Consider the following 26,193-nt stretch of genomic DNA (forward strand, 5'->3'; position numbering starts at 1 on the left):
GGCGTCAGCCTGCAGCTTCGGAGCATCCGTCGCAGGATGCCGCGAGGCCCAGTACCGGAGCGAGTCGGGCGAAACCGGCCGTCAACCCATCGGCGAGGTTCTTGCCGACGTGAGCGACTCCGGGAATGGTCAACAGCGTTACCTGCATTCCCGCAGCCTTTGCCGAGGCGGCGAGGGATCGGGTCGCCGGGCCGAAGGCCGTGTCCAGAGCCCCGGTCGTGATCACCGCATCGACTCCGGAGTAGGAACCGGAATGCGCGCCGAGGATCGCCTCCGGCTTCTCCGCCTCCCATGTGGCGCGGTCACCGGCATATACCGACTGGATGACCGTCTGCGAGTAGTGCATGCCGGGGTACTCCTCCGGTGACACGGAGAGCACATTGCGGAAGACATCCGGCTCCTGTGCCGCGAACTTCACGGCGCACGTAGCACCGTTGGAGTAGCCCGCGATGACCCAGTATCGCGGGTTCTGGATGATGTGCAGGTGCGACTTGGCCCAGTCGAGCACGTCGGTCTTGATATAGGTGGCGGCGTTCCCGCGGGCTGCGGAATCGGCACAGGCCGGGTCGCCGCCTGGTCCGATCTGGTCGGCAACCACGACGATCGGTGCGAGCCCGTTGTGCTGGCTCGCGAACTGGTTCATGACGGCGGAGATCGGGGCTGGATTCGGCGTACCCGGATATCCCATCATCATGATGACCAGGGGCAGCGCCGGCGCGTCTTTCACCAGAGCCGCCGGTGGCAGATAGAGCCCGGCCGCACGGGCGTGGAATTTCGACACGGTAGCCGGGATGGTGACCGTGCCCACCTTTCCCACGGCAGGCATGTCGTGCGGTGCCACCCACGTTGCGGCGAGGGGCTCGTTGCTGGTGGGTGACGACGTGGCGTGCGCCTTGGGCAGCGTGATCGGATGCCGCACGACGATGCCGAGCAGATCGCCGACGGTGGGATTGAGGCCGAAAACAGCGTTCACCTGCACGGTGCCGGTGATGGCGAACACTGCGATCGCCGCGACCGCGATCGCCCGCCTCCTCCACCGCGTCTTCCACAGACTGACGATGGCGAGTCCCACGGCGGCGAAGGTCACAATGCACCATGTGGCGACCTCGGTCGGCAGCGGGATCTCGAATGCCGCGGTGGCGTCGGCGATCAACACGAAGACGAACGCGATGAGCGCTCCCGCGAGAATGCCTGCAGCTGCGAGGATCATCCAGCGTGAGCTTGGTCGGCGCAGAACGAGCAGAAGCACGAAGACGGCCGACAGAACGCAGAGGATCCACGGAACGGGCCCACCGATGATCTGCGTCGTCAGCAGTGCGTCCATGGCTTTCCCCCTCGTGGTCGGATCCAACGGTATGCGCCGACGGTCGCGCTCACCTGCGCGGCGCGGTCAGTCAGGCTGAGAGTTCGATCATCGGTGGCTATCCAGATTCCGAGTGAATCCCGGGTTAGTGAGACCGAGCGGGACAACCCTCGAGCGGGCCTCGTGGATGAAAACGGCCTCGTGGATGAAACGCGGGAAACGCAGAAGAGGCCCAGGAACTCCGGGCCTCTTCTGCGAATCTCTGTGCGCGATACTGGGATCGAAAGAGAATCTAGCGTCATCTGCGCTCCCCCGGAATTGTGCGGAAGTAGCCGGTCAGAGGCCATTTCTGAGATGGAATCTAGCGGCATCTGGTGTAAGCTAGGTGTAACTGAAACGGGCACATAGTGGGCACGCCGGAAGGGAGCGGAAACGATGCCGAGAGCCGCCGAGGGCACCATCCGGAAGCTCAAATCCGGCCGCTATCAGGCACGTTTCTCGTTTCCGGACGGCACGCGCCGCCCCGCGCCCCAGACATTCCAGACGAAGCGCGACGCGAATGCTTGGCTCGCGCAGCAGGAGGCGGACGTCAGCCGCGGCGTGTGGCAGGCACAGCAGCACGCGGCCTCGATGGCGGTGACTTTCGAGGACTACGCCACGCGGTGGCTGAAGAACCGCAAGGTGAAGGGCCGGGCACTGAAGCCCAAGACCCGCGAGGGCTACCAAGACCTCCTCGATCGCTTCCTGCTCCCCACGTTCCGCCTGAGGGCGGTCCACAGCATCGAGCGGGACGACGTTGACCGTTGGTACGACAAGACCGCCGTGGACACGCCGACGTACCGGGCGAAGGCGTACAGCCTGCTCCGAACGATCCTCGCGAGCGCCGTAGACGACTACCGCCTCGCCCAGAACCCGGCTCGAATCCGCGGTGCTGGCGCCGTCGAGCGCAAGCACATCGTCGAGCCTGCCACGCTGGACGAGCTCGACGCCCTGTCGGACGCGATGCCGCCTCGCTATCGGATGCTCGTGCTGCTGGCAGCATGGTGCGGCCTGCGCTACGGCGAGCTGACCGAGCTTCGACGCAAGGACATCGACACGAAGCGCGGCGTGGTGCACGTGCGCCGTGGCGTCACCCTCGTGAACGGCAAGTTCGTGGTGGACACGCCGAAGACGGCGGCCGGCGTCCGTGACGTCAATGTGCCGCCGTTCCTTCTCCCCCAACTACGCCAGCACCTGCTGCAGCACACCGCGCCCGGTGCCGAGGGCCTGCTGTTCCCCTCGAAGAACGACCCGGCCGCGCATCTGCGGCAGTCGAGCCTCGCAAGGGTGTTCTACCCGGCCCGCGAGAAGGCCGGACGGCCCGATCTGCGGTTCCACGACCTCAGGCACACCGGAGCGGTGAACGCGGCGATTGCAGGTGCGACGCTGGCTGAGCTGATGGGTCGCCTCGGGCACTCCACGGCGAGCGCGGCGATGAGGTATCAGCACATCGCGGCTGACCGCGACGCCGAGGTCGCCAACCGTCTCTCAGCGCTGTACGACGCGCATCACGCGGGCAGGGACGCCCAGTGAGCTATCCGGTGCTCAGGCCGATGGCAGGGGCACCGGATCACTACCGGCTCGATGCGCCGGACGCCCTCGTGACGACCGCGCGCGAGTTCGTCGCCGGTGCTCGCTGGGTCTACGCCTCCACGATGCCGAGCGCCCCGCACCACTACACGCTGCGCAAGGACGCCGCCGCCGGGCACCGCGAGGCGGGCTATGACGCGCTCCTCAGCCTGATCCTGCACCACCACTACCTGCGCGAGTGGCGCGGCCGATCGTTCCGTGGTGTGACGCTCGGCGGACTGACGATGTGGATCATGCAGACCGGGCTCGTCCTCGTGAACGCGAAGCCGGCGGAGCCCGACGACTGGGCCGCGCCTGGCCTGTTCGACTTCCTCTGAGGCTGGGCTCGGTGTGCTGGTGCACCCGTATTGGGGACAGTGCGGTCGTAGCTGTGGCTGGCCGTGTACCACTATCGTGATCGCGATTCATACCCGACCTGGCCTGCCCATCAGGTGGTCGCGACAAGGAGAGATACATGAGCACGCCCGCAGGCTGGTACGACGACGGAGCAGGACGCCAGCGGTGGTGGGACGGCGTGGAGTGGACTGATCGCTACGCGCCGACGGCTGCCCCTGCACCGGCACAGCAGGCACCGGTTCAGGTCGAGTATGCAGGCCGGAAGGCGAACAAGATGCCGGTCAGCTATACCCGTGAGCAGAAGGGCCACAGCCTCACTGGCTGGATCATCGCGTCGGTGCTGCTCGTGATCCCACTGATCTGGGTGATCTACTACTCGGTCAGCCCCAACCATTACTGGCACGCCTGATCGCTCGATCCGATGCCCGCCCCTGGAAGGGACGGGCATCGTGCTGTCTGGGCCTTCGTGATCGCCGAACTGGAAACGGCAACGTGAGCGCTCGTGAACCACCCGACGGCCGGGAAGCTGCACCGCTCGGAAACGCGCGGCAGCACGCCGCACAGCGGCATTCAGAGCCGTAGACGGGCACCTGGCCCACCCGGTAGAATTGGAAACGAGCGGAAGGCGAGTCAGGGACTGCCGCCGCTACCTCCCCCGGAGACGGACCGTTCAGTTGTCTGGGTGCGTGGACCTCGCCAGCTAACGTCGCCGCCGGTCAGATACCGGCAGCCGGACCCGGTTGAGCAGAACGGATGACGAAGCGTGCCCTCGTTGGGCGCCTGCTCCTTCAGGAGTCATCCCATGTCCACTGTCAACCCTTCTCCGCGCCGTCGTCTGGTGACGCCTGCCTACCTGGCGAACTATCTCGCCTGCACGCCTCGGACGATCCGCAACCACATCAGCCGTGGTCTCTACCCGGCCTACCGCATCCCCGGCACCCGTGGTGTCCGCCTCGACCTCGACGAGGTGATGCGTGCCATGCAGATGATCCCGACCGTCGCGCCGCGCACCTTGACCCCGTTCGGGCCGAACGCGCGGATCGTCGACCTGTCGGAGCCGCAGCCGCTGCGCGTCCGGGCCGAGCTTGCGGACGTGCCGGTCGAGCCCGCCTCACAGGCCCACGAGGGGCTGGCGAGCGACGGGAGCGACCTGTGAGCGCCGCACTCCCCCGCACCCGGCGCACCTGCGCGGTGTGCGGCGTCCCTACGAACGCCAAGTTCTGCCTGGACTGCGCCATCGAGCTGGCCAACTCGATCAGGCCCGCTCCGCCGTCACCGCCGCGCCTCAGCCGGAAGGCGAGAGCCCGCCTGATCCGCGACGAGATGCGCACGGCGTACCAGGCCGTACTCGATGACCTTGAGGCGGTGAGCAGCCGATGAGAGACCTTCGTTCGAGGTTGCGCGCGATCGCAACCGATCCCGAGAGCATGGTCGCGGACGCAGGGTCGACTGCTCAAGCGCTGCTGCTGCTGTCCCAGACCATCGCTCTGGGCCGCCTGCTCGACGATGAGGCGTACGAGATCGCGCTCGATGAGCTTGAGGGGTGGAGCACGGATGAGCGCTGAGATCGTCCCTCTAGGTGAGGCGCCTGGTGACCCGTTCGCTCACTCCGTCGTCGTCAAGCGGCTGAAGAACCTGGGTGTCCCCATCCCGCCCATGGAGGTCGTGTCTTGGGCTGGTGGGAACAACCCCGAGGACTGGGTGAACGAGGCCGACGACTACGAGGAGTGCGAGGCCAGATACAAGCTGGTCGACGCGGTGTCCGAGTGGGAGCGGCAGCACGAGATCGAGCACGACCGCGAGCGCGCACGACTGAGGGAGCAGGTGGACCAGCGCAAGCTTGATGCCAGGATTAGGCGAGTCGCCGATGAGGAGATCGCCGAGGAGGACGCGGAGATAGAGGCCGCGCGGTGGGAGTTCTCCACGGCGGCCGACTACGACCCGACCAAGCCCGAGCGCGTGCCCGCATTCCTGCGGCTCGACACCGGGCAGCATCTCGTCCGGTCGGGTGTCTCGTTCGTCTTCGGCCGTCGGGGCTCGATGAAGACCTGGATCGAGTACCTCATGCTCGTACAACTAGCCGAACAGGGCCGCCCGAGCCTGCTGTTCGACTTCGAGATGAGCGAGGACCGGTCGAAGGATCGGCTGCATCGGCTGTTCAATCAGTTCGGGGTCAATGTTGACGATCCTCGTCGAAAGCTGATCGCGCGGGTGAGGGCCACCGGACCGCTTTCCGAGGGCATAGTGAGGAGACTCATCGAGCTCTACGGCATGCAGGGGCCGGCCGCTATTGTGATCGACTCCGTGCAGGCTGCGATGGCACCCTATCGGTTGAATCCGCTCGACATGAGTGACGTTGCGCAGTGGTTCCAGCACTTCCCCGGACGGCTCGCGCAGCAGTGGCCCGACGCACTGGTCTCGATGATCGACCACCTTCCGCACGGCGCCGACCCCTCGAAGGCGATGGATCCCATCGGCTCGCAGGCGAAGGGCGCCCTTGCGGACTCGATGTTCCTCGTGTCGCGGGACACGAAGATTTCGAAGAGCACTGCCGGCGAGGGCCACCTCGCTGCAGCGAAGGACCGGGACGGCGAGCTCGATGAGGGTGAAACCGTGGCGGACTTCGAGTTCGGAGGTGGCGGCCCCCTGCTCTTGAAGGCTCCTGATCCGATGAAGGCATTCGGGCGCGGGGTGGTCAGGGAGACGGATCACATGATCGCCATGGCACAGTGGGTCGCCGACAACGAGGGCAAGTCGTACACCGCCATACGGGACGCGCTGCGCGGGGACTTCACAAGCCTCGGGAACCGGCGCGACACGCTCGTGAACCTCGGGGTGATCGTCAAGCGCGGGAACGGCTGGTTCAAGGGTCCTCAGTGGCAGTCGTGGATGAACGCCAACAAGACCTGATGCCCGTCCGTTTGCCGTTTCGTTTCTTAGGCCCACACGAAACGAACGGCGTGCGTGTGGTGGTGCGTGCGTGCTGCGGTCTTCGACCTCCGCACTGCACTGCACCACCACACGACGCCGCACGTGTGCGTGATCCAGGAGCGCAGCGACGTGACACGGAGCGCAGCGACGTGTTGCGGCCGAACGGAAACGGAAGCTCGGTTCGTTTCGTTTTCCGTTTAGAAACGGGAACGAAAACTGGTCAGTGAACTCGACGCCAGGAGGCAAACGCCCGAAGGGATGAGGGCGACCATAGACCATGCTCTACCGGGAGTGCCGGCTGGTAGCTGAAGCTCTGCGTCGTTGCGGTCAAGGTCATAGTGCGCCGAGGATCGGCAGGCTCCACGGCCTCCTCGGTCTCCTTCTCGGGCATCCGGTCTCCTCCGTGAAACGGGCATAAAACAGTATCGCCTCTGAGATATGATAGTCGTAGCGCTCCACGGAATCACTGGGCTCTCGGCGGGGTAATACCGGATCGGGCCAACTAGCACCACGTGACGACGGCTGAGCGCGTGAGGATCGCCGCTGGCAGTAGGGCCGGGCCTGAACGAGAGGCCTGCCCATGTCCGCAACCAACTCGGCCGCCCGGATCGCCGCCACGCTCTCGATCCCCTGCCCGGTCTGCGGCACACCGCCCGATCAGTACTGCAACCCGCCCGTCGCTGGCTTCTGCGGCGCGCGCTGGGACCTCGGCGTCGCCCTGGCAGGCGCACAGGCCGCTCGTGAGCAGCGCCCGCCCGTCGAGCTCGGAGAGCTTGCCTCCCGGGCCGGTGCCGTGCGCAACGTCGAGCTGCACCATGCACAGAACCGTCATCGGCGCACGTACACGCGTCACGTCCCGGAGGAGTCCTGATGAGCAACGACCAGCCGATAATCCCGTCGAACTCCCGCCCCACGATCGCGCAGGGTGTCACGCACTCTGCCGTGGAGGACCTGGAGAGCGTGTACGAGGACGATGTGCGCCGGGGTGAGAGCGAGAGCCGCAGAGCGGCCCGTCAGCGCGCCCACGCCCGTCTGCGGGCAGATGTGCCGGAGCATCTGGCCCCCACCGCGCACCTCGGCGTCGGCAGGGACGGCTCTGTCACGCAGACGTTCTCCGCCGCTGCCTCCGATGACTGCGGGTGCGGCAAGCCTGCCGACTTCTCCTCGATCCAGAAGCCCACACGAGTGGAGATGACCATGCGCAGCTACAACCGCGCTCCACAGACCCCTCCTGCCGTGGGGAGCCACTTGCCCGGCCCCCGCGGTGGGAGGTCCACGACTCCTCCTGCCCCGAGTGGAGGCTCCGACGCCGCCCACGGCGCTCGGGGTGGGAGGACCAGCGATGACCTGGCCCGCTCGCTCGCTTCCCGCGTCCACCTCACACGCGGGCGGTTTGCAGCCAGCAGCGCCACCCCCTTGGTCCTGTTTGATCAGGCGGGCCAGGTCATCGGCACGACGGACCCCGCGAAGGTCCAGCAGCCCGGCAAGGGCGAGCAGTTCGCGTTCGACCAGAACGGCCAGATCCTCGGGATCGTCGCGGATGGCGACATCACGCAGGTGCAGCAGCCCGCCGCGCCGGCGGACGACGAGCAGCAGGAGCAGCCGCTGCAGAACGTCCAGGTCGGCGACGCGCTGGCCTCGAAGCTGGCGCCGGGACAGCGGTGGTGGTGAGGCAGCCATGAGCCGCAAGAAGAGCCGCCGCCGCCAGACCCGGAAGCCGTCCGGCTCGCAGAGCGCGGATGCAGCCAAGCTCACGCCGCAGGACAAGCCCCTTCCGCCTCGGAGCGCTGAGCCGTTCAGGGCTGCTCAACCGGGGCGGAAGGTCCAGCACCACCAGAGAGGGCACCAGCAGCGATGAAGACCAGTGGAATCGGCGGCATCGGCACCCCGAGGAAGTGGGCTGACTCGGGTCGCACCGTGCTTGCCTGCCGCGACTGCGGGGTACACGTGACGGATGCTCTGGCACGCTCGGAGATGATCGTGCCGACCCGGATGGAGTATCCAGTGGGCACGAAGGTGTTCGAGAGGGAACTCGGCGGCGTCGAGATTCCCATGGCGGTCTGCGACGCCTGCCAGGCGCGCCGGAGGCGTGCCGTGGCGATTCTGGACGCCCGGCCGGTGCTCGCGCACAGCCTGGGCTCGCGCTCGTATGGCGACGAGGTGATCGATTGCGTGCTGATGGTGTTTGAGGCCCTGGGCATCGATGACCACCTCGACCGGGCGCCGATCAGGGAGCTTCGCCTGGCGATGAAGAACCTCGGGCCGATCGGATCAGCGGCGAAGTGGTCCGACCGCTTCGTGCCGGTGCTCAGGCTGGGAGTACAGCCGGACACCACGGCGGTGGGGCGCTGGGGACACCTCGAAGAGGCCGGGATGGACGCTCTGAGAGCTGCCTACGCGCGGTTCCTGCGCGCCCGGTCGTTCTCGGCCGCCCTCGTGGAGCCACCAGCGAGCGAAGGAGTGCATGCGGCCATGCGGGGGTGCCTGCTGTGCGGCGTGCGCGCCGTGAGGGTCACCGACAGGGACGCTGCCCCGTGGGGGACGATGCGGAGCGGTCAGGCTGCCACGCTCGGCGGCAGAGGCCGCCCTGAGCCGCTGCGCGGGTACCTCTGCCCGGCGTGCAGCGCCTCGATGGAGCGCCACTCTGCGACGGCCCTCGGAAAGAACGCTCTCGAGTGGGCGGTGTTCGACTACCTCAACGTCACGGTCAAGATCGGCCAGGCGGACTACTTCGGACGCGACCGGGTGACGATCGGCAGAGGCCTCCAGGCGTGGTGCGTGACCGGCTGCGAGCCGAGCGACAAGCCGTGGGCACATGTCGACCTCGAATCGCTCCGGAACAGCCTCCCGGCCGCCTGATCGCCGCGCGCGGAAACGGAAACATGCGCCGAAGTGGGCACATAGTGGGCACGGAAACCAAGAGAGGCCCGGAAAACCGGGCCTCATCTGGCATTTAGTAAGTGCGCGATACTGGGATCGAACCAGTGACCTCTTCCGTGTCAGGGAAGCGCGCTACCGCTGCGCCAATCGCGCCTGTGAAGGCTGTTGCTTTATCCGACCTAGGTCGAGAGTGGAGGTGGCGACGGGATTCGAACCCGTGTATACGGCTTTGCAGGCCGCTGCCTCGCCTCTCGGCCACGCCACCGTGTGGGTTCGTGTGTGGCTTCCCACATCCATGCATCGGCCTGCGGCCGACTCACACACTCGAGCGGATGACGAGACTCGAACTCGCGACCCTCACCTTGGCAAGGTGATGCGCTACCAACTGCGCCACATCCGCGTTCGCCCGCATTTCTGCGTGCCTTGAAACTGTAGCCGATCATCCATCCGATGTTCAAACCGACCGGGGACGCGTGTTGCCCGTCGCGCGTGTCGTCGAATGGGACTCGCCCGGAGCGCTCGGCGATGTGCGCGGTGACCTTATCGTCGACTAGTATCGGTAGCCGCGGCGTCCGGCGATGGAATGCCCGCGGGCGATTGGCGCAGTTGGTAGCGCGCTTCCTTCACACGGAAGAGGTCATCGGTTCGAGTCCGGTATCGCCCACACCGAAGTAACCCACACCGAAGAAGAAGGACCCGCAGACGCGGGTCCTTCTTCTTCGTCGGGCGTAGTCCACGCGCTCACACGTTCTCGAGCACGTAGCCCTCCTCGCCGTGCACGATGGTGTCGACGCCGGCGATCTCGTCCGCGGTCTTCACCCGGAAGCCCATGGTCTTCTGAATGGCCCAGCCGATGGCGTAGGCCAGTGCGAACGAGTAGATCATCACGCTGAACGCACCGATGGCCTGCGCGCCGAGCTGCAGGAAGCTGCCGCCGTACAGCAGGCTCGAGTACGGTTTCGTCGGGTCGCCGTCCACGTGGGTCAGGCCGAAGATGCCGATGTAGAGCGTTCCGATGAGGCCGCCGATGAGGTGGATGCCCACGACGTCCAGCGAGTCGTCGAAGCCCAGTTTGAACTTCATCTCGATCGTGAACGCACACACCGCTCCGACCAGGAGGCCGAGCACGATCGCCCAGAACGGTGTCAGGATGTTGCAGGCCGGGGTGATCGCCACAAGTCCGGCGACGGCGCCGGACGCGGCACCGATCGAGGTGGGTTTGCCGTCCTTGATGCGCTCGACGATCAGCCAGCCGATGGTCGCGGCTGCGGGTGCGGCGAGCGTGTTGATCCACGCGAGTGCGGCGACTCCATCGACCGCTGTCTCGGAACCGGCGTTGAACCCGAACCAGCCGAACCACAGGAGCGCTGCGCCGAGCAGGGTGAGAGGAACGTTGTGCGGCTTGCTCATGCCTTTCTGGAACCCGACCCGCTTGCCGAGTACGAGCGCCAGGGCGAGACCCGCGGCGCCCGCATTGATGTGCACCGCCGTGCCGCCCGCGAAGTCGTTGACGTGCAGCGTGTGCGCGATCCAGCCGTGGCCGAGGTTGAACACCCAGAACGCCACCGGGAAGTAGACGAGCGTCACCCAGATGCCGGCGAAGACCATCCACGGGCCGAACCGGGCGCGGTCGGCGATGGCGCCGGAGATCAGCGCCACCGTGATGATGGCGAATGTGGCCTGGAATCCCGCGAACGCGAGGCCGTTCAGGTCCGGTGTCGTGCCGTCCTTGCCGAGCAGGCTGGCCAGGCCCCAGTCCGGAGTGCCCAGCCATCCAGGAATGAGCGGTTTGCCGAACGCAAGCCCATAGCCGTACAGCACCCAGAGAACACCCACGATGGCGATGGCTCCGAAGCTCATCATCATCATGCTGATGACGCTCTTGGCCTTGACCATTCCCCCGTAGAAGAACGCCACGCCGGGTGTCATGAGCAGAACGAGTGCTGCTGCGACGAGCAGCCACAGCGAGTTGACACTCGTCTGCGCGTCGTAGGCGGCCGCTGCGTGCAACAACATGGGGTCTCCCTCTAACGAATATCGTGTCGCCATCACCGTGACCCCGAGTGCCGGATGCCAGGTGAGGTGTCGTCAGTCTGCTGCCGGCAGATTTCGTGAGAGAGGTGCGTGTGTTTCGCGCCCGTTACAGGGAAAGTGCTGTTGTAAACAGCGTGTTTCGCAGTCCTCGCGGTGAGACGGGGGGATTCAGTCGTGCGGCGGGAGCTCGCCGGAGGTCAGCGCGATGAGTCGGGAAACCGCACGCAGATACTTCTTGCGGTAACCGCCCTGCAGCATCTCGGCGTCGAAGACATCGTTCAGTGGCACGCCGCTGGCGACGATCGGGATCTCCGCGTCGTACACGCGGTCCACGAAGGCGACGAAACGCAGCGCCTCCATCTGGTCGTGAAGCTGCTCGACGTCGGCGAGTGCGATGACGTCGACACCGGCGATGAGCTTGAGGTACTTCGACGGATGCACCGTGGCCAGGTGATCGACGACGTCGCGGAAATGGTCGGCCGTCACGTTCTCCCCTCTGGCAGCGATCGCCTCGACGACCCGCTCCAGAGTGCCGTCATCGACCGTCGCAGCGGCACCGGAGACATCGCGCCTGCGATAGTCGAGACCGTCGATGCGCACCGTCTCGAAGTGCGACGACAGCGACTGGATCTCTCTGAGGAAGTCCGAAGCCGCGAATCGCCCCTCGCCGAGTGCTTGAGGGGGTGTGTTCGATGTGGCGGCGATGCGCGTACCTGTGCCGACGAGCGCGCCGAGCAGGCGGGTCATCATCATGGTGTCGCCGGGGTCGTCCAGCTCGAACTCGTCGATGCAGATCAGGTTCGCGCCGCGCAGCAGGTCGATCGTCGGCTGAAAGCCGAGGGCTCCGACGAGTGCGGTGTATTCGATGAACGTGCCGAAGTACTTGGGTGCAGGAGCGACGTGCCACAACGCGGCGAGCAGGTGCGTCTTGCCCACGCCGAAGCCGCCGTCGATGTACACGCCCGGCTTGCGCTCCTGGATCTTCTTACGACCCCAGCCGAAGAAGCCGCCCGGCTGCGGCGGCTCCCAGGCGCGCGCGAACGATCGGAGCGTCTGCACCGCGGCGGACTGAGAAGGGAAGTCCCGATCGGGACGATAGGACTCGAACGTGGCAGTGTGGAACTGCGGCGGCGGAACGAGCTCGGCGACTATCTCGCGGCCCGTGATCGACGGCGTCACTTCGGTGAGGCGATCGGCGGCGGGAAGCGCGTGCGCGGCCATCCAGTTCCTTACGTGTCGAAGTCTTACAGAGCCCCTGCGGTTGCCAGGCGGTCGCGCGTAAGTTCGCGTGAGGGACGTGGCGTCAAGCCTAGAGGCGATTGAGGTGAGAGTGATGCGAGCTTGTTCGCATCGCCGAGCCGATTGAGCCTTTGAGCGGCGCAGCCGGGATAGAGGCGATTGAGGTGAGAGTGATGCGAGCTTGTTCGCATCGCCGAGCCGATTGAGCCTTTGAGCGGCGCAGCCGCGATAGCCCGAGGCGCTTCCGCCCTGATGATGCAGCATCCCTACTACGAGGAGGAAACCATGACCCTGGGATTCGACGATTCCGCGAAGTTCGCCGAGTACGCACATCCCGAGAGGCTGGTGAGCACGGAGTGGCTTGCAGATCACCTCGGCGATGAGGGGCTCGCGGTGGTGGAATCCGACGAAGACGTGCTGCTGTACGAAACCGGACACATCCCTACCGCCGTCAAGATCGACTGGCACACCGACCTGAACGACCCGGTGCTTCGCGACTTCGTCTCGGGCGAGCGCTTCGCCCAACTGCTCGGAGAGAAGGGAATCACCCGCGATACCACCGTCGTGATCTACGGAGACAAGAACAACTGGTGGGCCGCGTACGCACTCTGGATCTTCACGCTGTTCGGCCACGAGGATGTCCGTCTTCTCGACGGCGGGCGCGACAAGTGGATCGCTGAGGGCCGCGAGATCACGACCGAGGCGTCGCCGACGCAGGCGGTGGAGTATCCGGTGGTGGAGCGCGACGATTCCAAGGTGCGCGCGTTCAAGGAAGACGTGCTCTCGCGTCTCGGGAGCAGCCCGCTCATCGACGTGCGCTCACCCGAGGAGTACACGGGAGAACGCACCGAGATCCCCGGCTATCCCACGGAGAGCGCGCTGCGCCCCGGTCACATCCCGTCGGCGGCATCCGTTCCGTGGGCGCGCGCAGCGGCGCCGGATGCCACGTTCAAGAATCGTGGCGAGCTCGAGGCGATCTACAAGGGCGAAGCCGGCCTGAAGGACGGCGATGACGTGATCGCGTACTGCCGGATCGGCGAGCGCTCGAGCCATACCTGGTTCGTGCTCACACACCTGCTCGGATTCAGCAAGGTACGCAACTACGACGGCTCCTGGACCGAATGGGGCAGCGCCGTACGAGTGCCGATCGTGAAGGGCGCAGAACGCGGCGAAGCGCCGGCAGCCTGACCCGACTGCGACAACCGGACCCGTCTGAGACAATAGAAGCCTGATGACGAACGCCACGCTCCCCGCCACGCTGCAGGAGATCAAGGAGGAGTTCCTCGCGCTGGAACTCCGTGACCGCCTGCAGTTGCTGCTGGAGTTCTCCAACGAACTGCCTGAGCTCCCGGAGCGCTATCGCGACCATCCGGACCTCTTCGAGCGTGTCGTCGAGTGTCAGTCCCCTGTGTTCATCTTCGTCGAGGTCGACGAGGAAGGGATCGTGCATCTCTTCGCGACCGCTCCGAAGGAGTCGCCGACCACGAGGGGCTTCGCCTCGATCCTCGCCCAGGGTCTCGCGGGCCTCACGGCCGCGGAGGTGCTCGATGTTCCCGACGACTACCCGCAAGCACTCGGTCTCACCGAAGCCGTCTCGCCCCTGCGGGTGCGCGGCATGACCGCCCTGCTCGGCCGCACCAAGCATCAGGTGCGGCTGAAGGGCGGCGCCTGACGCAGGACCGGCGTTACGCCGGGTCCTGCGTCAGGTCCAGTGACACGATGAGTTCGTCGAGCCATGACGAGACAGCCGACGTCCAGCGATCGCGGTCGTAGTTCCAGAGCTTGGTGTGCTTCGCCCGCCCGAACCCCACGAATGTGACGATGTCCGGCCGGCTTTCGGCGAGCCGGTACGAAGCATCTGGCGGAACGTACCCGTCGTCGTCGCTGTGCATCAGCAGTACCGGGGTGCTCAACTCGTTGGCGCGCACGGTGAAGTCGAGTCCGGCGAGGCCGACCGGGGCATCCTGCCCGACCACGCCGGTCGCCCACGCCGAGTCGAGCAGCACGAGCGCGCCCTGCGCAACGCCACGCGGCAGCCGCATCAGGCCGGCCTGGAAGTCGAGTGTCTCCAACCAGTCCACGACCGGCGAGTCCAGCACGATCCCGCGCACGCTGTCCGCATGCGGTGAGCGAACGGAAGCCTGCAGTACGATGGCGCCGCCCATCGACCAGCCGACCAGAACCACGTGGCGCGCGCCGTGGGCGACCGCATAGGCGATCGCGGCGTCGACATCCCTCCACTCCGTCGACCCGAGTCCGTAGCGGCCGTCTGGGCTGGCCGGTGCGTCGCCGTCGTTGCGGTAGCTGATGACGAGGGAGGCGAAGCCCTTCTCGTGAAACACAGGGATGCCTCTGAGCGTTTCCTGACGTTGAGTGCCCCGCCCGTGCACATGGATGGCCCACCGATCCGCCGACCGCTCCGCGGGGAAGAGCCAGGCAGGAGCAGTCCCGTTGTCGACGGCCACATCGACGCTCTCGACAGGAAGACCGAGGTCGCTGGGTGAGGCGTAGTACCAACTGCTGAGCCGGCCGCTCCGTGCCGTGTGCAGATCGCCCCAGACGACGGACTCGACCTTCCGCGTGACCGATCCGTCGTCTGCGAGCGCGACGATGTCGCCGATGCGCGCATAGCCGCGATCACTCGAGAACCAGAGCCCGTACCTACCGGGAACGCGGAGCGCGTCCGCGCTGCCGGTCAGCGTGAGTGTGGACAGATCGGATGCGACGGCACGGATGCCGACATCGTCGCGTTTGCGCCTGGTCGGCGTCACCACCATCTTGGCCACCACCGTCGCGGCCGTGACGTAACCGGCCGCGACCGCGACCCCGATGGCGCCGGCGACTGCGAACGGAACCAGAACCTTGGTCGGCCGACCCATCGACTCTCCCTCCGGCGCGAAGGTGGCCGAACGACGCGGCGTGCCTTCGGTCAACTCCCGAGCCGAAACTCTAGTCTGCCAAGGTGTCCCCTACACCCGCGGCCCCCGGCATCCCTGCGGAGTTCGCCGCCGCGGCCGACTCCGTGCGTGGTTCCGATGCTCGCAAGGAACTGAGTATCGACGAGATCCCTGCGCCGGCAGGGTTGGCGCCGTACGCCGTCGCACTGGCCGCCGACATCGCCCCGGTCAGGCACGGCCGGGACTCCGATCTCGGCACCGGCCGCTTCGTACTGCTCTACGACCCTTCCGCACCCGAAGAGTGGGGCGGAACGTTTCGCGTCGTCTGCTTCGCACAGGCTCCGCTCGAGACGGATATCGGGCTCGACCCGTTCCTCGCCGACGTCGCTTGGTCGTGGCTGATCGATGCGCTCGAGACGCGTGGCGCAGATTACACCTCTCCGTCGGGTACGGCGACGAAGGTGATCTCGACCGGCTTCGGGGAACTGGCCACGCAGGGCGACGGCGCACAGATCGAACTGCGTGCATCGTGGACTCCCGGCGGTTTCGACATGCACGCTCACGTCGAGGCGTGGGGCGATCTGCTGTGCATGCTCGCAGGCATCCCTCCGCTGCCTGACGGGGTTCGACTCCTCACCCAGCGGAGAACCTCGCGTGACTGAGTACCACGTCGTCGACTCGCCTTCCGAATACCGCCATGCGGTGGATGCGCTGCGTGCCGGCACGGGTCCTGTGGGTGTGGACGCCGAGCGCGCGTCCGGATTCCGGTACTCGCAGCGCGCGTACCTCATACAGATGTTCCGGCGCCAAGCGGGAGTCTTCCTGTTCGATCCGCCCGCACTCGGCGAACTCTCTGCGCTGCAGGATGCGGTCGGCGACGTGCCGTGGATTCTGCACGCCGCCAGCCAGGACCTCGCCTGCCTACGTGAGGTGGGGCTCGACCCGGCGACCGTGTTCGACACGGAACTCGGTGCCAGGCTGCTCGGCTTTCCGCGGGTGGGGCTGGCCACGATCGTGGAGGAACTGCTCGGCATCCATCTGGCGAAGGAGCACTCGGCGGCCGATTGGTCTACGCGCCCGCTTCCGGCCCCATGGCTCACGTATGCAGCGCTGGATGTGGAGCTTCTCGTCGACCTGATGGAGGCCGAGCAGGAGCTTCTGCTGAAGGACGAGAAGCAGGAGATCGCGGCAGAGGAGTTCGCCTACGAGCTTGCGCGCGGGCCGAAGCCGGCACGCAACGAGCCCTGGCGGCGGCTGTCGGGCGTGCACTCGATCCGCGGGCTGCGCAATCTCGCGGTGGCAAGGGAGCTCTGGCACGCCCGAGACGAGTTCGCCCGCAGCAAAGACATCGCGCCCGGTCGGCTGCTCCCGGATGTCTCGATCACTGCGGTGGCCAAAGCCATGCCGGAGAGCAAGCGCGACCTGGCGGCGCTGCGCGAGTTCACCGGGCGCGCCAGCCGCACCGAGATCGACCGGTGGTGGGATGCCGTGAACCGAGGTCGTACCACCGACGACCTTCCTGTGCTGCGTTCAGGCGGCGACAGCATTCCACCGCCCCGTGCATGGGCCGACCGCAACCCGGAGGCCAACGAGCGGCTGAGAGCGGCACGTGCCGCGGTCATCGCACGAGCGGAGGAACTGCGGATGCCTGTCGAGAACCTCCTCTCCCCCGAGACCCTTCGCCGCCTCGCCTGGTCGCCGCCGGAAAGCGTCGACGCCGCGACCATTGCCGCGGCGATGCGCGACGCGGATGCCCGCCCCTGGCAGGTGCGGGCCACGGCGGGCATCGTTGCCGCAGCGTTTGTCGAAGCGGGCCAATCCCCTGTCGGGTCGTCGGAATCCGGTTCGTAGGAACGCGCAAGCGATTCTCCGTGCTCAGGCCCGGTTTCTAGGATCTATTGCGTAAGAGGTTTCGGGCGTAGGTGTCTCCTGCTGCGAGGCCTCTGGTGACCTGGAAGGGGAGGCGAAGTGGCCGAAAGAGCTGACGTGCTGTTCGTGGACGGGGTACGTACCCCGTTCGGGCGGGCAGGCGACAAGGGCATGTACTGGAACACTCGTGCGGACGATCTGGCGGTGAAGTCGATCGTCGGACTGCTCGAGCGCAATCCGGGTCTGCCCAGGGACAGGGTTGACGACGTCGCGATCGCCGCGACGACCCAGCAGGGCGACCAGGGCCTGACCCTCGGACGCTCGGCGGCGATCCTCGCCGGGCTGCCCACGACGGTGCCCGGTTTCGCGATCGACCGCATGTGTGCGGGCGCTATGACCGCCGTTACGACCACCGGATCCGGTATCGCCTTCGGCCAGTACGACGTGGTCATCGCGGGTGGGGTCGAGCACATGGGTCATCACCCGATGGGCCAAGGCGTCGATCCGAATCCGCGATTCGTCGCCGAGAGACTTGTCGACCCGGCGGCGCTCAATATGGGCAACACCGCGGAGCGTCTGCACGACCGCTTCCCGCAACTGACGAAGGAGCGATCCGACCGGTTCGGTATGCGCAGTCAGCAGAAGCTCGCCGCGGCATACGCGACCGGCGACATCCAGGCGGACCTGGTGCCGGTGTCGTACCGGAGCGAGGCCGGGTGGGGGCTGGCCACCGAAGACCAGGGCATGCGCCCCGACACCACCATGGAGGGTCTGGCGACACTGAAGACGCCGTTCCGCCCGCACGGACGCGTGACAGCCGGAAACGCGTCCCCCCTGACCGATGGCGCCACTGCTTCGCTGCTGGTCTCGTCGCGGGCGGCCAAGGAGTTCGGCCTCTCGCCGAAGATGCGTATGGTGTCGTTCGCCTTCGCAGGCGTGGAGCCCGAGGTGATGGGCATCGGGCCGATTCCGTCGACGGAACGCGCACTGAAGAACGCGGGTCTGGGCATCGGCGACATCGGCCTGTTCGAACTGAACGAGGCGTTCGCCGTTCAGGTTCTGAGCTTCCTCGATCACTTCGGCATCGGCGACGATGACCCGCGGGTGAACAAGTGGGGCGGCGCGATCGCGATCGGTCATCCGCTGGCCGCCAGCGGGGTGCGGCTGATGATCCAGCTCGCGCGCCAGTTCGAACAGCACCCCGGGGTGCGTTACGGCCTGACCGCCATGTGCGTCGGTCTCGGCCAGGGCGGCTCGGTGATCTGGGAGAACCCGCACCACAAGAAGTACGGAAAGTGAGCAAGCGCGTGACCGATTATTCGAAGATCGACTTCTCCGACCTGCTGGCGTTCGCCGACGACGAGGTGGTGACGCACAACTACGTGCGCGACGTGAAGCTGGCATCCGGCAAGGTGCTCGCCCTCGTCACCATCGACAACGGACGCGACCACACCCGCCCGAACACGTTCGGTCCGGTCGGGCTGCTCGAACTGGGCAAGACCTACGACGAGCTGACGCAGCGTGCGTCACGCGGTGAGATCCATGCAGTGGCGACGACCGGAAAGCCGTTCATCCTCGCGGCCGGTGCCGACCTCTCCAAGGTCGCCGAGGTGCCGAGCCGCGACATCGCGAAGCGGCTGGCCCAGCTCGGCCATTTCGTGCTCAGCAAGCAGGCGTTGTTCGGTGTGCCGAGCTTCGTGTTCATCAACGGGCTCGCGCTGGGCGGCGGCCTGGAATTACCGCTCAACGCCGACTACCGCACGATCGACGCCTCCGCCGCGGCGATCGGCCTGCCCGAGGTCTTCCTCGGCCTCGTGCCCGGCTGGGGCGGCACGTTCCTGCTCCCCAATCTGATCGGTATCGAGAACGCTCTGCGAGTCGTGATCGAGAATCCGCTCAAGCAGAACCGCATGCTGAGGGCGCAGGATGCCCTCGAACTCGGCATCGCCGACCGCCTCTTCGCCCCGGTGAACTTCTTGGAGGATTCGATCAAGTTCGTCGGCGCCGTTCTGAACGGCACCGAGAAGGTGGAGGGCAAGAACACGCCCGGCAAGCTGGAGCGCCTCGCGAAGTGGGATATCGCCATCAAGATCGCGCGCGACCAGGTGGCATCCAAGTTGGGTACGGTTCCGCTGTCCCCGTTCAAAGCGCTCGACTTGTTGAAGGCGGCGAAGAGCGGTGACAAGCAGGCGTGCTTCGCCCTGGAAGACGATGCGCTGGCCGATCTCATCGCCGGGGACCAGCTGCAGGCATCCATCTACGCCTTCAACCTGGTGCAGAAGCGCGCTAAGCGGCCGGCCGGTGCTCCCGACAAAGAGCTCGCCAAGCGGGTCACCAAGATCGGCGTTCTCGGCGCCGGGTACATGGCCAGCCAGTTCGCTCTGCTCTTCCTGCGCAGACTGCAGGTGCCCGTGGTCATCACCGACATCGATCAGGAGCGCGTGGAGACGGGCGTGGCCCACATCACCGACGAGATCGAAAAGCTGCTCGGCAAGGGCCGCATCGACTCCGACGAGGCGAACCGGCTGCGGGCACTCGTCCGTGGCACGACCGACAAGAGCGAGTTCGCTGACTGCGACTGGGTGATCGAGGCGGTTTTCGAGGAACTCGGCGTCAAGCAGGACGTCTTCGCCGAGATCGAGAAGATCGTCTCGCCCGAAGCGGTGCTGGCTACTAACACGTCGAGCCTCTCGGTCGACCAGATCGGTGCGAAGCTCGAGCATCCGGAGCGTCTTGTGGGCTTCCACTTCTTCACACCCGTCGCCGTGATGCCGCTGATCGAGGTCGTGAAGGCGTCGAAGACGGATGACGCCACATTGTCGACAGCGATGACCACTGCGGCCAAGCTCAAGAAGAACGCCGTGATCACGGCCGACACGCCCGGGTTCGTCGTGAACCGGGTTCTGGCCAAGCTGCTCGGTGAGGCGATGTACGCGGTCGACAGTGGCACGCCGTTCGAGGCCGTCGACAAGGCGATCGCGCCGCTCGGCCTGCCGATGGCTCCCTCCGTGCTGCTCGACCTGGTGGGACTCCGGGTGGGTGCCCACGTGCTCGATACGCACCACGCCGCATTCCCCGACCGCTTCCATCGAAGCGATAACCTGCACAAGCTCGTGGACTACGGCAAGCTGCTGGAGAAAGACGGCAAGGGCAACGTGAAGGGCTTCGACAAGGGAGCGCTGAAGGTCATCACCGTGGGAAACAACCCGCTGACCGAGGAACAGATCCTGACGCGACTTCAGGACGGCCTGGCGGACGAGATCCACCGCATGCTCGAGGACGACCACGTCGTAGCGGCCGCGGAAGACATCGATCTCTGCATGATCCTTGGTGCCGGCTTCCCGTTCCAGATGGGCGGGATCACGCCCTACCTCGACAGGGTGGGTGCCAGCGAGCGGGTTTTCGGCGGCACGTTCCACCGCCCGGTGCTCAAGGGCGTCGGCGCGTAGGGCGTCATCCATCGATAACGCGGGCTCGCGGCACCTGTCGAACCGGTGTCGGGAGCCCGCGTTACGTTCTGCGGATGACACGCTTCTGCTACTACGTCGCCTCCAGCCTCGACGGGTACATCGCAGACCGGCACAATGCGGTCGGGTGGCTGACCGCGTTCGGCTTCGAGGAGTTCACGGCGGGCTACGAGCGGTTCATCGTCGATGTGGGTGCGATCGTGATGGGCGCATCCACCTACGAGTTCATCCTGGGCGAGGAAGCGGGCGCGTACTCGTACGACGTCCCGGCGTGGGTGTTCACACACAGGAACCTGACCGGCGTGCCGGGACGTGACGTGCGTTTCCATGCGGGCGATGCTGCATCCGTCGTCGACGACATCGCGGCTGCCGCGGGCGACCGCGACGTCTGGCTGGTGGGTGGCGGCGACGTGGTCGCACAGTTCGCGCGGCTCGGCAGGTTGGACGAGCTCGTCGTGACGATCATGCCGGTGGTGCTGGGAGGCGGTGCCCCGCTGCTGCCGTTCGACGACGTACTCCGGCTGCGACTCAAGGAGCGCACCGACTTCCCGAGCGGCGCGGTCGGGCTGCGCTACGACGTCGTTCGCTGAACGTCATGCGCGTCGCGCGACGCCGTCACTCCTTCGCGTGGACCACGACGGGCTGCGCCCCGGTGTCCCCACTGACCCCGCGAGCGTACGGGAGCTTGGAGCCGAGCACCATGCCCATCACGTCGTGCGCGATGTGCTGGGGCGTCATCCGGGCGCGGTCCAGGATGTCTGCTCGGGCACCATGCTCCAGGAACTCGTCCGGCAGTCCCACCTCGGTGACCGCCGTGTCGACGCCCGCCTCGCGCAGATCCTGCCGGATGCGCGTGCCGATGCCACCGACCCTGATGCCGTCCTCGATGCACACGACGAGACGGTGCCGCGCGGAGAACTCCATGACGCTCGGGGGGACCGGCACCACCCAGCGCGGGTCGATGACGGAGCATCCGATGCCCTGCGCTGACAGCCGCCGTGCCACGTCGAGCCCCGTGGATGCCATCGCGCCGACAGCGACGATGAGCACATCGCGGGCGTCGTCCTCATGCAGTATGTCGACGCCGTCGGCGGTGCGCCGCACGGCAGCGATCTCCGCGGGAACAGTCCCCTTCGGGTAGCGCACCACGGTGGGCCCGTCTTGCACGGCGACGGCCTCACCGAGCTCTTCGCGCAACCGTTCGCCGTCGCGCGGGGCCGCGATCCGGATACCCGGCACGACCTGCAGCGTCGCGAGGTCCCAGATGCCGTGGTGGCTGGGCCCGTCGGGCCCTGTCACGCCCGCGCTGCTCAGCACGAAGGTGACGCCCGCCTTGTGCAGCCCGACGTCCATCAGCACCTGGTCGAATGCGCGATTCATGAACGTCGCGTACAGGGCGACGACGGGGTGCAGACCGCCGAATGCCATTCCTGCAGCGCTGGTGGCGGCGTGCTGCTCGGCGATACCGACATCGATGACGCGTTCGGGGAACCGTTCAGCGAAGCGGTGCAGCCCGACCGGACGCAGCATGGCGGCGGTGATGCCGACGAGCCGGGCATCCTTCTCCCCCAGCCGCACGATCTCGTCGGCGAAGACCGACGGCCACGAAGTACCGCTGGCCTGTGCGATCGGCTCCCCGGTCTCGGGGTCGATCGGTGCGACACTGTGGAACTGGTCGGCCGCGTCGCGCAATGCGGGTTCGTACCCGCGACCCTTCTGCGTGATCGCATGCACGATGACGGGAGCGTCGTAGTTCTTCGCCTGCTCGAGCGCCTCCATCAGGGCGGCGATGTCGTGGCCCTGAACGGGGCCGATGTACTTGATGTCGAGGTTGGAGTAGAGAGCCTCGTTGTTGGTGAAACGGGAGAGGAAGCCGTGCAGACCGCCGCGCATTCCCCGATAGACCGCGCGGCCTGGAGCGCCCAGCCTGTCGAACGCTGCCCGACTCGTGAGGTAGAGGCTCTTGTAGCCGCGGCGCGTGCGCACCGTGTTGAGGAAGCGCGCCATGCCACCGATTGTGGGGGCGTACGATCGGCCGTTGTCGTTGACGACGATGATGAGGCGGCGGTCGTTGTCGTCGCTGATGTTGTTCAGTGCTTCCCAGGTCATGCCGCCGGTGAGCGCTCCGTCGCCCACCACGGCGATGACATATCGCTCTCGCTGGCCCGTCATCGTGAAGGCCCTGGAGATGCCGTCCGCCCAGGAAAGCGAGCTGGAGGCGTGCGAGGACTCCACGATGTCGTGCTCGGACTCCGACCGCTGAGGGTATCCGGCGAGTCCGTCGGTTTGGCGCAGGGTGGAGAAATCCTGGCGCCCGGTGAGCAGCTTGTGCACGTACGCCTGGTGCCCGGTGTCGAAGACGATGGCATCGTGCGGGGAATGGAACACACGATGCATCGCGATCGTCAACTCCACGACCCCGAGGTTCGGTCCCAGGTGACCGCCCGTCTTCGCAACATTGGAGACGAGGAACTCGCGAACCTCCGCCGCGACTTGATCGAGCTGTTCCTTCGAGAGAGCGTCGAGGTCGCGTGGACCTCGGATCGTCTCGAGAAGGGTCATGCCGGCCGCCTTTCGTTTCTGACCCACGAGTCTACGCAACCGCCCTGGAGCATCGCCGGGTCAGACGCACCGCGAAGGGCCGGAAATCGCAGGATTCCGGCCCTTCGCTGATGCTCAGTGCTGAGCGGTCAGACCAGGCTGCGCAGTACGTACTGAAGAATGCCGCCGTTGCGGTAGTAGTCCGCCTCGCCCGGTGTGTCGATGCGCACGACCGCGTCGAACTCGACGGGTTGCTTGCCGTCGGCGGAGTGGGCGGTCGGCATGGCGGTGACGTGCACCGTCTTCGGTGTCGCGCCCTCGTTGAGCCTGGTGAGCCCGCCGATGGCGACCTCCTCGGTTCCGTCCAGGCCGAGGCTCTCGGCGGACTCCCCGGCCGGGAACTGAAGCGGTACGACACCCATGCCGATCAGGTTGGACCGGTGGATGCGCTCGAAGCTCTCCGCGATGACGGCCTGCACGCCGAGCAGCGTCGTGCCCTTTGCCGCCCAGTCCCGTGAAGAACCCGATCCGTACTCCTTGCCCGCCAGGATCACGAGGGGCGTTCCGGCGTTCTGATAGTTCACCGAGGCGTCGTAGATGAACGACTGGGGGCCATCCGCCAGGGTGAAGTCGCGTGTGTAGCCGCCCTCCACGCCACTGCCGTTGTTGAACTGCGCGAGCAATTGATTCCTCAGACGGATGTTCGCGAAGGTTCCCCGGATCATCACCTCGTGGTTGCCGCGGCGTGACCCGTACGAGTTGAAGTCCTTGCGCTCGACTCCGTGCTCGCTCAGGTAGTGACCGGCGGGGCTGTCCGCCTTGATCGACCCGGCCGGGCTGATGTGGTCGGTCGTGACGGAGTCTCCGAGCTTTGCGAGTACTCGCGCGCCGGTGATGTCTGCGATCGGCGTCGTCTCCACGGTCATGCCATCGAAGTAGGGAGGCTTGCGCACGTAGGTCGACTCGGCGTCCCACTCGAACGTCGAGCCGGTCGGGGTCGGAAGCGAACGCCAGCGCTCGTCGCCATCGAAGACGCTCGCGTACTCACGGGTGAACATGTCCTGATTGATGGACTCGTCGATGGTCTTCTGCACCTCGGCGGCGTCGGGCCAGATGTCTTTCAAGTAGACGTCGTTGCCGTCCTGATCGGCGCCGAGAGCATCCGACTCGAAGTCGAAGTTCATCGATCCGGCCAACGCGTAGGCGATCACCAATGGCGGGCTTGCGAGGTAATTCATCTTCACGTCGGGGTTGATTCGGCCCTCGAAGTTGCGGTTGCCGGAGAGCACGGCGGTCACTGCGAGGTCGCTGTCGTTGACCGCGGCCGAGATCTCGTCGGGCAGTGGGCCGGAGTTGCCGATGCAGGTGGTGCAGCCGTAGCCGACGAGGTAGAAGCCGAGGTCTTCGAGATATCCCGTGAGGCCCGCCTTCTCGTAGTACTCCGTGACGACCTTGGAGCCCGGAGCGAGCGTGGTCTTCACCCACGGCTTCGCCTTCAGGCCCTTCCGGGAGGCATTGCGTGCCAGAATCCCGGCGGCCAGCATGACCTCGGGGTTCGATGTGTTCGTGCACGACGTGATGGCGGCGATCGCGACCGCGCCGTGGTCGATGACGAACTCGTCCCCGTTGTACTTGACGGGTGTCGGATGCGAGGCCGTGTGCGGTGCATGACTGCGGTGGTGGTGAGCGTGGATGCTGTACGCATCGGCCGGGGACAGCTCACCCGGGTCTGACGCGGGGAACGATTCGGCGATCGTCAGGTCGACGAGGTCGTGGTCGATCTGCGCATAGTCGTGCAGGTCGGTGTTGAACTGGTCCTTGGCGCGATCGAGCTCGATGCGATCCTGCGGGCGTCGCGGTCCCGCGATCGAGGGAACGACGGTGCCCAGGTCGAGTTCCAGGTACTCGCTGTAGGTCGGTTCGGCGGACGGCTCGTGCCAGAGGTGCTGAACCTTCGAGTACTCCTCGACGAGGCGCACCTGCGCCTCGGAACGACCGGTGAGTCGCAGGTACTCGAGCGTGACGTCGTCGATCGGGAAGATCGCCGCTGTGGAGCCGAACTCCGGGCTCATGTTGCCGATCGTGGCACGGTTGGCGAGCGGCACCTGTGCGACGCCCGCGCCGTAGAACTCGACGAACTTGCCTACGACGCCGTGCTTGCGCAGCATCTGCGTGATGGTGAGCACGACGTCCGTAGCGGTGACGCCCGCCGGGATGGACCCGGTGAGCTTGAAGCCGACCACCTTCGGAATGAGCATCGAGACCGGCTGGCCCAGCATGGCGGCCTCGGCCTCGATGCCTCCGACACCCCAGCCGAGAACTCCGAGGCCATTGACCATCGTCGTGTGCGAGTCAGTGCCGACCAGCGTGTCGGGGTATGCCTGGAGCTTTCCGCCCACCTCTCGGGTGAACGTGACGCGCGCCAGGTGCTCGATGTTGACCTGGTGCACGATGCCTGTTCCCGGCGGCACGACCTTGAAGTCGTCGAACGCCGACTGGCCCCAACGGAGGAACTGGTACCGCTCACCGTTGCGCTCGTACTCCAGCTCGACGTTGCGCTCGAAGGAGTCGAGCGTGCCGAAGACATCCGCGATCACGGAGTGGTCGATAACGAGCTCCGCCGGCGCGAGCGGGTTGATCTTCTCCGGGTCGCCGCCCAAAGCACTGACGGCCTCGCGCATCGTGGCGAGGTCGACGATGCAGGGAACGCCCGTGAAGTCCTGCATCACCACGCGAGCCGGGGTGAACTGGATCTCGGTGTCGGGCTCCGCCTCCGGCTGCCAGTTGCCGAGAGCGCTGATCTGGCTCTTTGTGACGTTGGCGCCGTCTTCGGTGCGCAGCAGGTTCTCCAGCAGTACCTTGAGGCTGAACGGGAGCTTCTCGTAGCCGGGAACCGCCTCGATCTTGAAGATCTCGTAGTCCGTCGAATCCACCGTGATGGTGTCTCGTGCTCCAAAGCTGTTCGTTGTGGAAACGCTGTCGGCTGACACGCTGACCTCTCCTTCGTCGGCGGAAAACTATCTTGATGTCGAGATAACTCTAACACCAGCACAAGGTTGTTTGCGGA

At 66.3% G+C, this 26,193-nt stretch carries 22 protein-coding genes and 4 tRNA genes; 17 read left to right on the forward strand and 9 right to left on the reverse strand.

Translation table 11 applies throughout. The annotated features are described in order from the left end of the window. Window positions 1-4 precede the first annotated feature (4 nt). Entirely contained in the window at window positions 5-1,324 is a 1,320-nt protein-coding gene (locus ACYVDK_RS04835) for an alpha/beta hydrolase (RefSeq protein WP_460518740.1), read from the reverse strand. Between the two features lie 414 nt (window positions 1,325-1,738). Between ACYVDK_RS04835 and ACYVDK_RS04840 the strand changes: the two genes are divergently transcribed. From ACYVDK_RS04840 to ACYVDK_RS04880, 9 genes are all read left to right on the forward strand, one after another. After that, window positions 1,739-2,875 carry a tyrosine-type recombinase/integrase gene (locus ACYVDK_RS04840; RefSeq protein WP_460518742.1) on the forward strand — a complete coding sequence of 379 codons (1,137 nt, stop codon included), beginning with the start codon at window positions 1,739-1,741 and terminating at the stop codon, window positions 2,873-2,875. A gap of 20 nt (window positions 2,876-2,895) precedes the next feature. Next, the gene (locus ACYVDK_RS04845) at window positions 2,896-3,249 is read left to right on the forward strand and encodes a hypothetical protein (protein WP_460518745.1); all 354 of its coding nucleotides are present in this window, start codon (window positions 2,896-2,898) and stop codon (window positions 3,247-3,249) included. Between the two features lie 137 nt (window positions 3,250-3,386). Next, a complete protein-coding gene (locus ACYVDK_RS04850; RefSeq protein WP_460518748.1) occupies window positions 3,387-3,677 on the forward strand; it encodes a DUF2510 domain-containing protein in 291 nt (96 codons plus the stop codon). A 393-nt stretch (window positions 3,678-4,070) separates the two neighbouring features. Further along, window positions 4,071-4,424, forward strand: coding sequence for a helix-turn-helix transcriptional regulator (locus ACYVDK_RS04855; protein WP_460518751.1), 354 nt, complete (start codon window positions 4,071-4,073; stop codon window positions 4,422-4,424). A gap of 220 nt (window positions 4,425-4,644) precedes the next feature. Next, complete coding sequence (locus ACYVDK_RS04860; RefSeq protein ID WP_460518754.1) at window positions 4,645-4,833, forward strand: hypothetical protein; 189 nt, start codon at window positions 4,645-4,647, stop codon at window positions 4,831-4,833. After that, a complete protein-coding gene (locus tag ACYVDK_RS04865; protein ID WP_460518757.1) occupies window positions 4,823-6,178 on the forward strand; it encodes an AAA family ATPase in 1,356 nt (451 codons plus the stop codon). Before ACYVDK_RS04860 ends, ACYVDK_RS04865 begins: the two co-directional genes overlap by 11 nt. Window positions 6,179-6,779: 601 nt before the next feature. Further along, window positions 6,780-7,070: a hypothetical protein gene (locus ACYVDK_RS04870; RefSeq protein ID WP_460518760.1), complete on the forward strand. Its 291-nt coding sequence runs from the start codon at window positions 6,780-6,782 to the stop codon at window positions 7,068-7,070. Next, window positions 7,070-7,870: a hypothetical protein gene (locus tag ACYVDK_RS04875; protein ID WP_460518762.1), complete on the forward strand. Its 801-nt coding sequence runs from the start codon at window positions 7,070-7,072 to the stop codon at window positions 7,868-7,870. Before ACYVDK_RS04870 ends, ACYVDK_RS04875 begins: the two co-directional genes overlap by 1 nt. Before the next feature lie 183 nt (window positions 7,871-8,053). Next, window positions 8,054-9,058: a hypothetical protein gene (locus ACYVDK_RS04880; RefSeq protein ID WP_460518765.1), complete on the forward strand. Its 1,005-nt coding sequence runs from the start codon at window positions 8,054-8,056 to the stop codon at window positions 9,056-9,058. A gap of 102 nt (window positions 9,059-9,160) precedes the next feature. Here ACYVDK_RS04880 and ACYVDK_RS04885 read toward each other — a convergent pair. The 3 genes from ACYVDK_RS04885 to ACYVDK_RS04895 all read right to left on the reverse strand — a co-directional run bounded on the left by ACYVDK_RS04885 (window position 9,161) and on the right by ACYVDK_RS04895 (window position 9,479). After that, window positions 9,161-9,232: transfer RNA gene (locus ACYVDK_RS04885), tRNA-Val, on the reverse strand. Window positions 9,233-9,270: 38 nt separating this feature from the next. Then, window positions 9,271-9,344: transfer RNA gene (locus ACYVDK_RS04890), tRNA-Cys, on the reverse strand. 62 nt (window positions 9,345-9,406) lie between these two features. Further along, window positions 9,407-9,479, reverse strand: a tRNA-Gly gene (locus ACYVDK_RS04895). Between the two features lie 191 nt (window positions 9,480-9,670). Between ACYVDK_RS04895 and ACYVDK_RS04900 the strand changes: the two genes are divergently transcribed. Further along, a tRNA-Val gene (locus ACYVDK_RS04900) sits at window positions 9,671-9,743 on the forward strand. A 77-nt stretch (window positions 9,744-9,820) separates the two neighbouring features. Here ACYVDK_RS04900 and ACYVDK_RS04905 read toward each other — a convergent pair. Continuing rightward, the gene (locus ACYVDK_RS04905) at window positions 9,821-11,095 is read right to left on the reverse strand and encodes an ammonium transporter (protein ID WP_460518768.1); all 1,275 of its coding nucleotides are present in this window, start codon (window positions 11,093-11,095) and stop codon (window positions 9,821-9,823) included. Between the two features lie 186 nt (window positions 11,096-11,281). Next, a complete protein-coding gene (zapE, locus tag ACYVDK_RS04910; protein WP_460518770.1) occupies window positions 11,282-12,334 on the reverse strand; it encodes a cell division protein ZapE in 1,053 nt (350 codons plus the stop codon). Between the two features lie 303 nt (window positions 12,335-12,637). Here zapE and ACYVDK_RS04915 point away from each other — a divergent pair, with 303 nt between their 5' ends. Continuing rightward, window positions 12,638-13,540 (forward strand): sulfurtransferase, encoded by a 903-nt coding sequence (locus ACYVDK_RS04915; protein WP_460518773.1) that lies wholly within the window; start codon window positions 12,638-12,640, stop codon window positions 13,538-13,540. A gap of 43 nt (window positions 13,541-13,583) precedes the next feature. Continuing rightward, entirely contained in the window at window positions 13,584-14,024 is a 441-nt protein-coding gene (locus ACYVDK_RS04920) for a SufE family protein (RefSeq protein ID WP_460518776.1), read from the forward strand. A 13-nt stretch (window positions 14,025-14,037) separates the two neighbouring features. On the opposite strand, the gene ACYVDK_RS04925 is transcribed toward ACYVDK_RS04920, so the two are convergent. Continuing rightward, window positions 14,038-15,231: an alpha/beta hydrolase family protein gene (locus ACYVDK_RS04925; RefSeq protein ID WP_460518779.1), complete on the reverse strand. Its 1,194-nt coding sequence runs from the start codon at window positions 15,229-15,231 to the stop codon at window positions 14,038-14,040. Window positions 15,232-15,314: 83 nt separating this feature from the next. On the opposite strand from ACYVDK_RS04925, the gene ACYVDK_RS04930 reads away from it, so the two are divergent. The 5 genes from ACYVDK_RS04930 to ACYVDK_RS04950 all read left to right on the forward strand — a co-directional run bounded on the left by ACYVDK_RS04930 (window position 15,315) and on the right by ACYVDK_RS04950 (window position 21,175). After that, complete coding sequence (locus ACYVDK_RS04930; protein WP_460518782.1) at window positions 15,315-15,911, forward strand: DUF3000 domain-containing protein; 597 nt, start codon at window positions 15,315-15,317, stop codon at window positions 15,909-15,911. Then, window positions 15,904-17,100 (forward strand): ribonuclease D, encoded by a 1,197-nt coding sequence (locus ACYVDK_RS04935; protein ID WP_460518785.1) that lies wholly within the window; start codon window positions 15,904-15,906, stop codon window positions 17,098-17,100. Before ACYVDK_RS04930 ends, ACYVDK_RS04935 begins: the two co-directional genes overlap by 8 nt. A gap of 117 nt (window positions 17,101-17,217) precedes the next feature. Then, window positions 17,218-18,417, forward strand: coding sequence for a thiolase family protein (locus tag ACYVDK_RS04940; protein WP_460518788.1), 1,200 nt, complete (start codon window positions 17,218-17,220; stop codon window positions 18,415-18,417). A gap of 8 nt (window positions 18,418-18,425) precedes the next feature. Further along, window positions 18,426-20,567 (forward strand): 3-hydroxyacyl-CoA dehydrogenase NAD-binding domain-containing protein, encoded by a 2,142-nt coding sequence (locus ACYVDK_RS04945; RefSeq protein ID WP_460518791.1) that lies wholly within the window; start codon window positions 18,426-18,428, stop codon window positions 20,565-20,567. A 74-nt stretch (window positions 20,568-20,641) separates the two neighbouring features. Next, the gene (locus tag ACYVDK_RS04950) at window positions 20,642-21,175 is read left to right on the forward strand and encodes a dihydrofolate reductase family protein (RefSeq protein ID WP_460518793.1); all 534 of its coding nucleotides are present in this window, start codon (window positions 20,642-20,644) and stop codon (window positions 21,173-21,175) included. Window positions 21,176-21,200: 25 nt separating this feature from the next. On the opposite strand, the gene dxs is transcribed toward ACYVDK_RS04950, so the two are convergent. Beyond that, window positions 21,201-23,147, reverse strand: coding sequence for a 1-deoxy-D-xylulose-5-phosphate synthase (gene dxs / locus ACYVDK_RS04955; protein ID WP_460518796.1), 1,947 nt, complete (start codon window positions 23,145-23,147; stop codon window positions 21,201-21,203). A 128-nt stretch (window positions 23,148-23,275) separates the two neighbouring features. After that, a complete protein-coding gene (gene acnA / locus ACYVDK_RS04960) occupies window positions 23,276-26,116 on the reverse strand; it encodes an aconitate hydratase (protein ID WP_460518799.1) in 2,841 nt (946 codons plus the stop codon). Between the last annotated feature and the right edge of the window lie 77 nt (window positions 26,117-26,193).

The sequence above is a fragment of the Humibacter antri genome (assembly GCF_054777235.1).

Coding starts and splice junctions, on each gene's coding strand:
- ACYVDK_RS04835 (WP_460518740.1), bottom strand. CDS start 1,324: ATGGACGCACTGCTGACGACGCAGATCATCGGTGGGCCCGTTCCGTGG.
- ACYVDK_RS04840 (WP_460518742.1), top strand. CDS start 1,739: ATGCCGAGAGCCGCCGAGGGCACCATCCGGAAGCTCAAATCCGGCCGC.
- ACYVDK_RS04845 (WP_460518745.1), top strand. CDS start 2,896: ATGGCAGGGGCACCGGATCACTACCGGCTCGATGCGCCGGACGCCCTC.
- ACYVDK_RS04850 (WP_460518748.1), top strand. CDS start 3,387: ATGAGCACGCCCGCAGGCTGGTACGACGACGGAGCAGGACGCCAGCGG.
- ACYVDK_RS04855 (WP_460518751.1), top strand. CDS start 4,071: ATGTCCACTGTCAACCCTTCTCCGCGCCGTCGTCTGGTGACGCCTGCC.
- ACYVDK_RS04860 (WP_460518754.1), top strand. CDS start 4,645: ATGAGAGACCTTCGTTCGAGGTTGCGCGCGATCGCAACCGATCCCGAG.
- ACYVDK_RS04865 (WP_460518757.1), top strand. CDS start 4,823: ATGAGCGCTGAGATCGTCCCTCTAGGTGAGGCGCCTGGTGACCCGTTC.
- ACYVDK_RS04870 (WP_460518760.1), top strand. CDS start 6,780: ATGTCCGCAACCAACTCGGCCGCCCGGATCGCCGCCACGCTCTCGATC.
- ACYVDK_RS04875 (WP_460518762.1), top strand. CDS start 7,070: ATGAGCAACGACCAGCCGATAATCCCGTCGAACTCCCGCCCCACGATC.
- ACYVDK_RS04880 (WP_460518765.1), top strand. CDS start 8,054: ATGAAGACCAGTGGAATCGGCGGCATCGGCACCCCGAGGAAGTGGGCT.
- ACYVDK_RS04905 (WP_460518768.1), bottom strand. CDS start 11,095: ATGTTGTTGCACGCAGCGGCCGCCTACGACGCGCAGACGAGTGTCAAC.
- zapE (WP_460518770.1), bottom strand. CDS start 12,334: ATGGCCGCGCACGCGCTTCCCGCCGCCGATCGCCTCACCGAAGTGACG.
- ACYVDK_RS04915 (WP_460518773.1), top strand. CDS start 12,638: ATGACCCTGGGATTCGACGATTCCGCGAAGTTCGCCGAGTACGCACAT.
- ACYVDK_RS04920 (WP_460518776.1), top strand. CDS start 13,584: ATGACGAACGCCACGCTCCCCGCCACGCTGCAGGAGATCAAGGAGGAG.
- ACYVDK_RS04925 (WP_460518779.1), bottom strand. CDS start 15,231: ATGGGTCGGCCGACCAAGGTTCTGGTTCCGTTCGCAGTCGCCGGCGCC.
- ACYVDK_RS04950 (WP_460518793.1), top strand. CDS start 20,642: ATGACACGCTTCTGCTACTACGTCGCCTCCAGCCTCGACGGGTACATC.
- dxs (WP_460518796.1), bottom strand. CDS start 23,147: ATGACCCTTCTCGAGACGATCCGAGGTCCACGCGACCTCGACGCTCTC.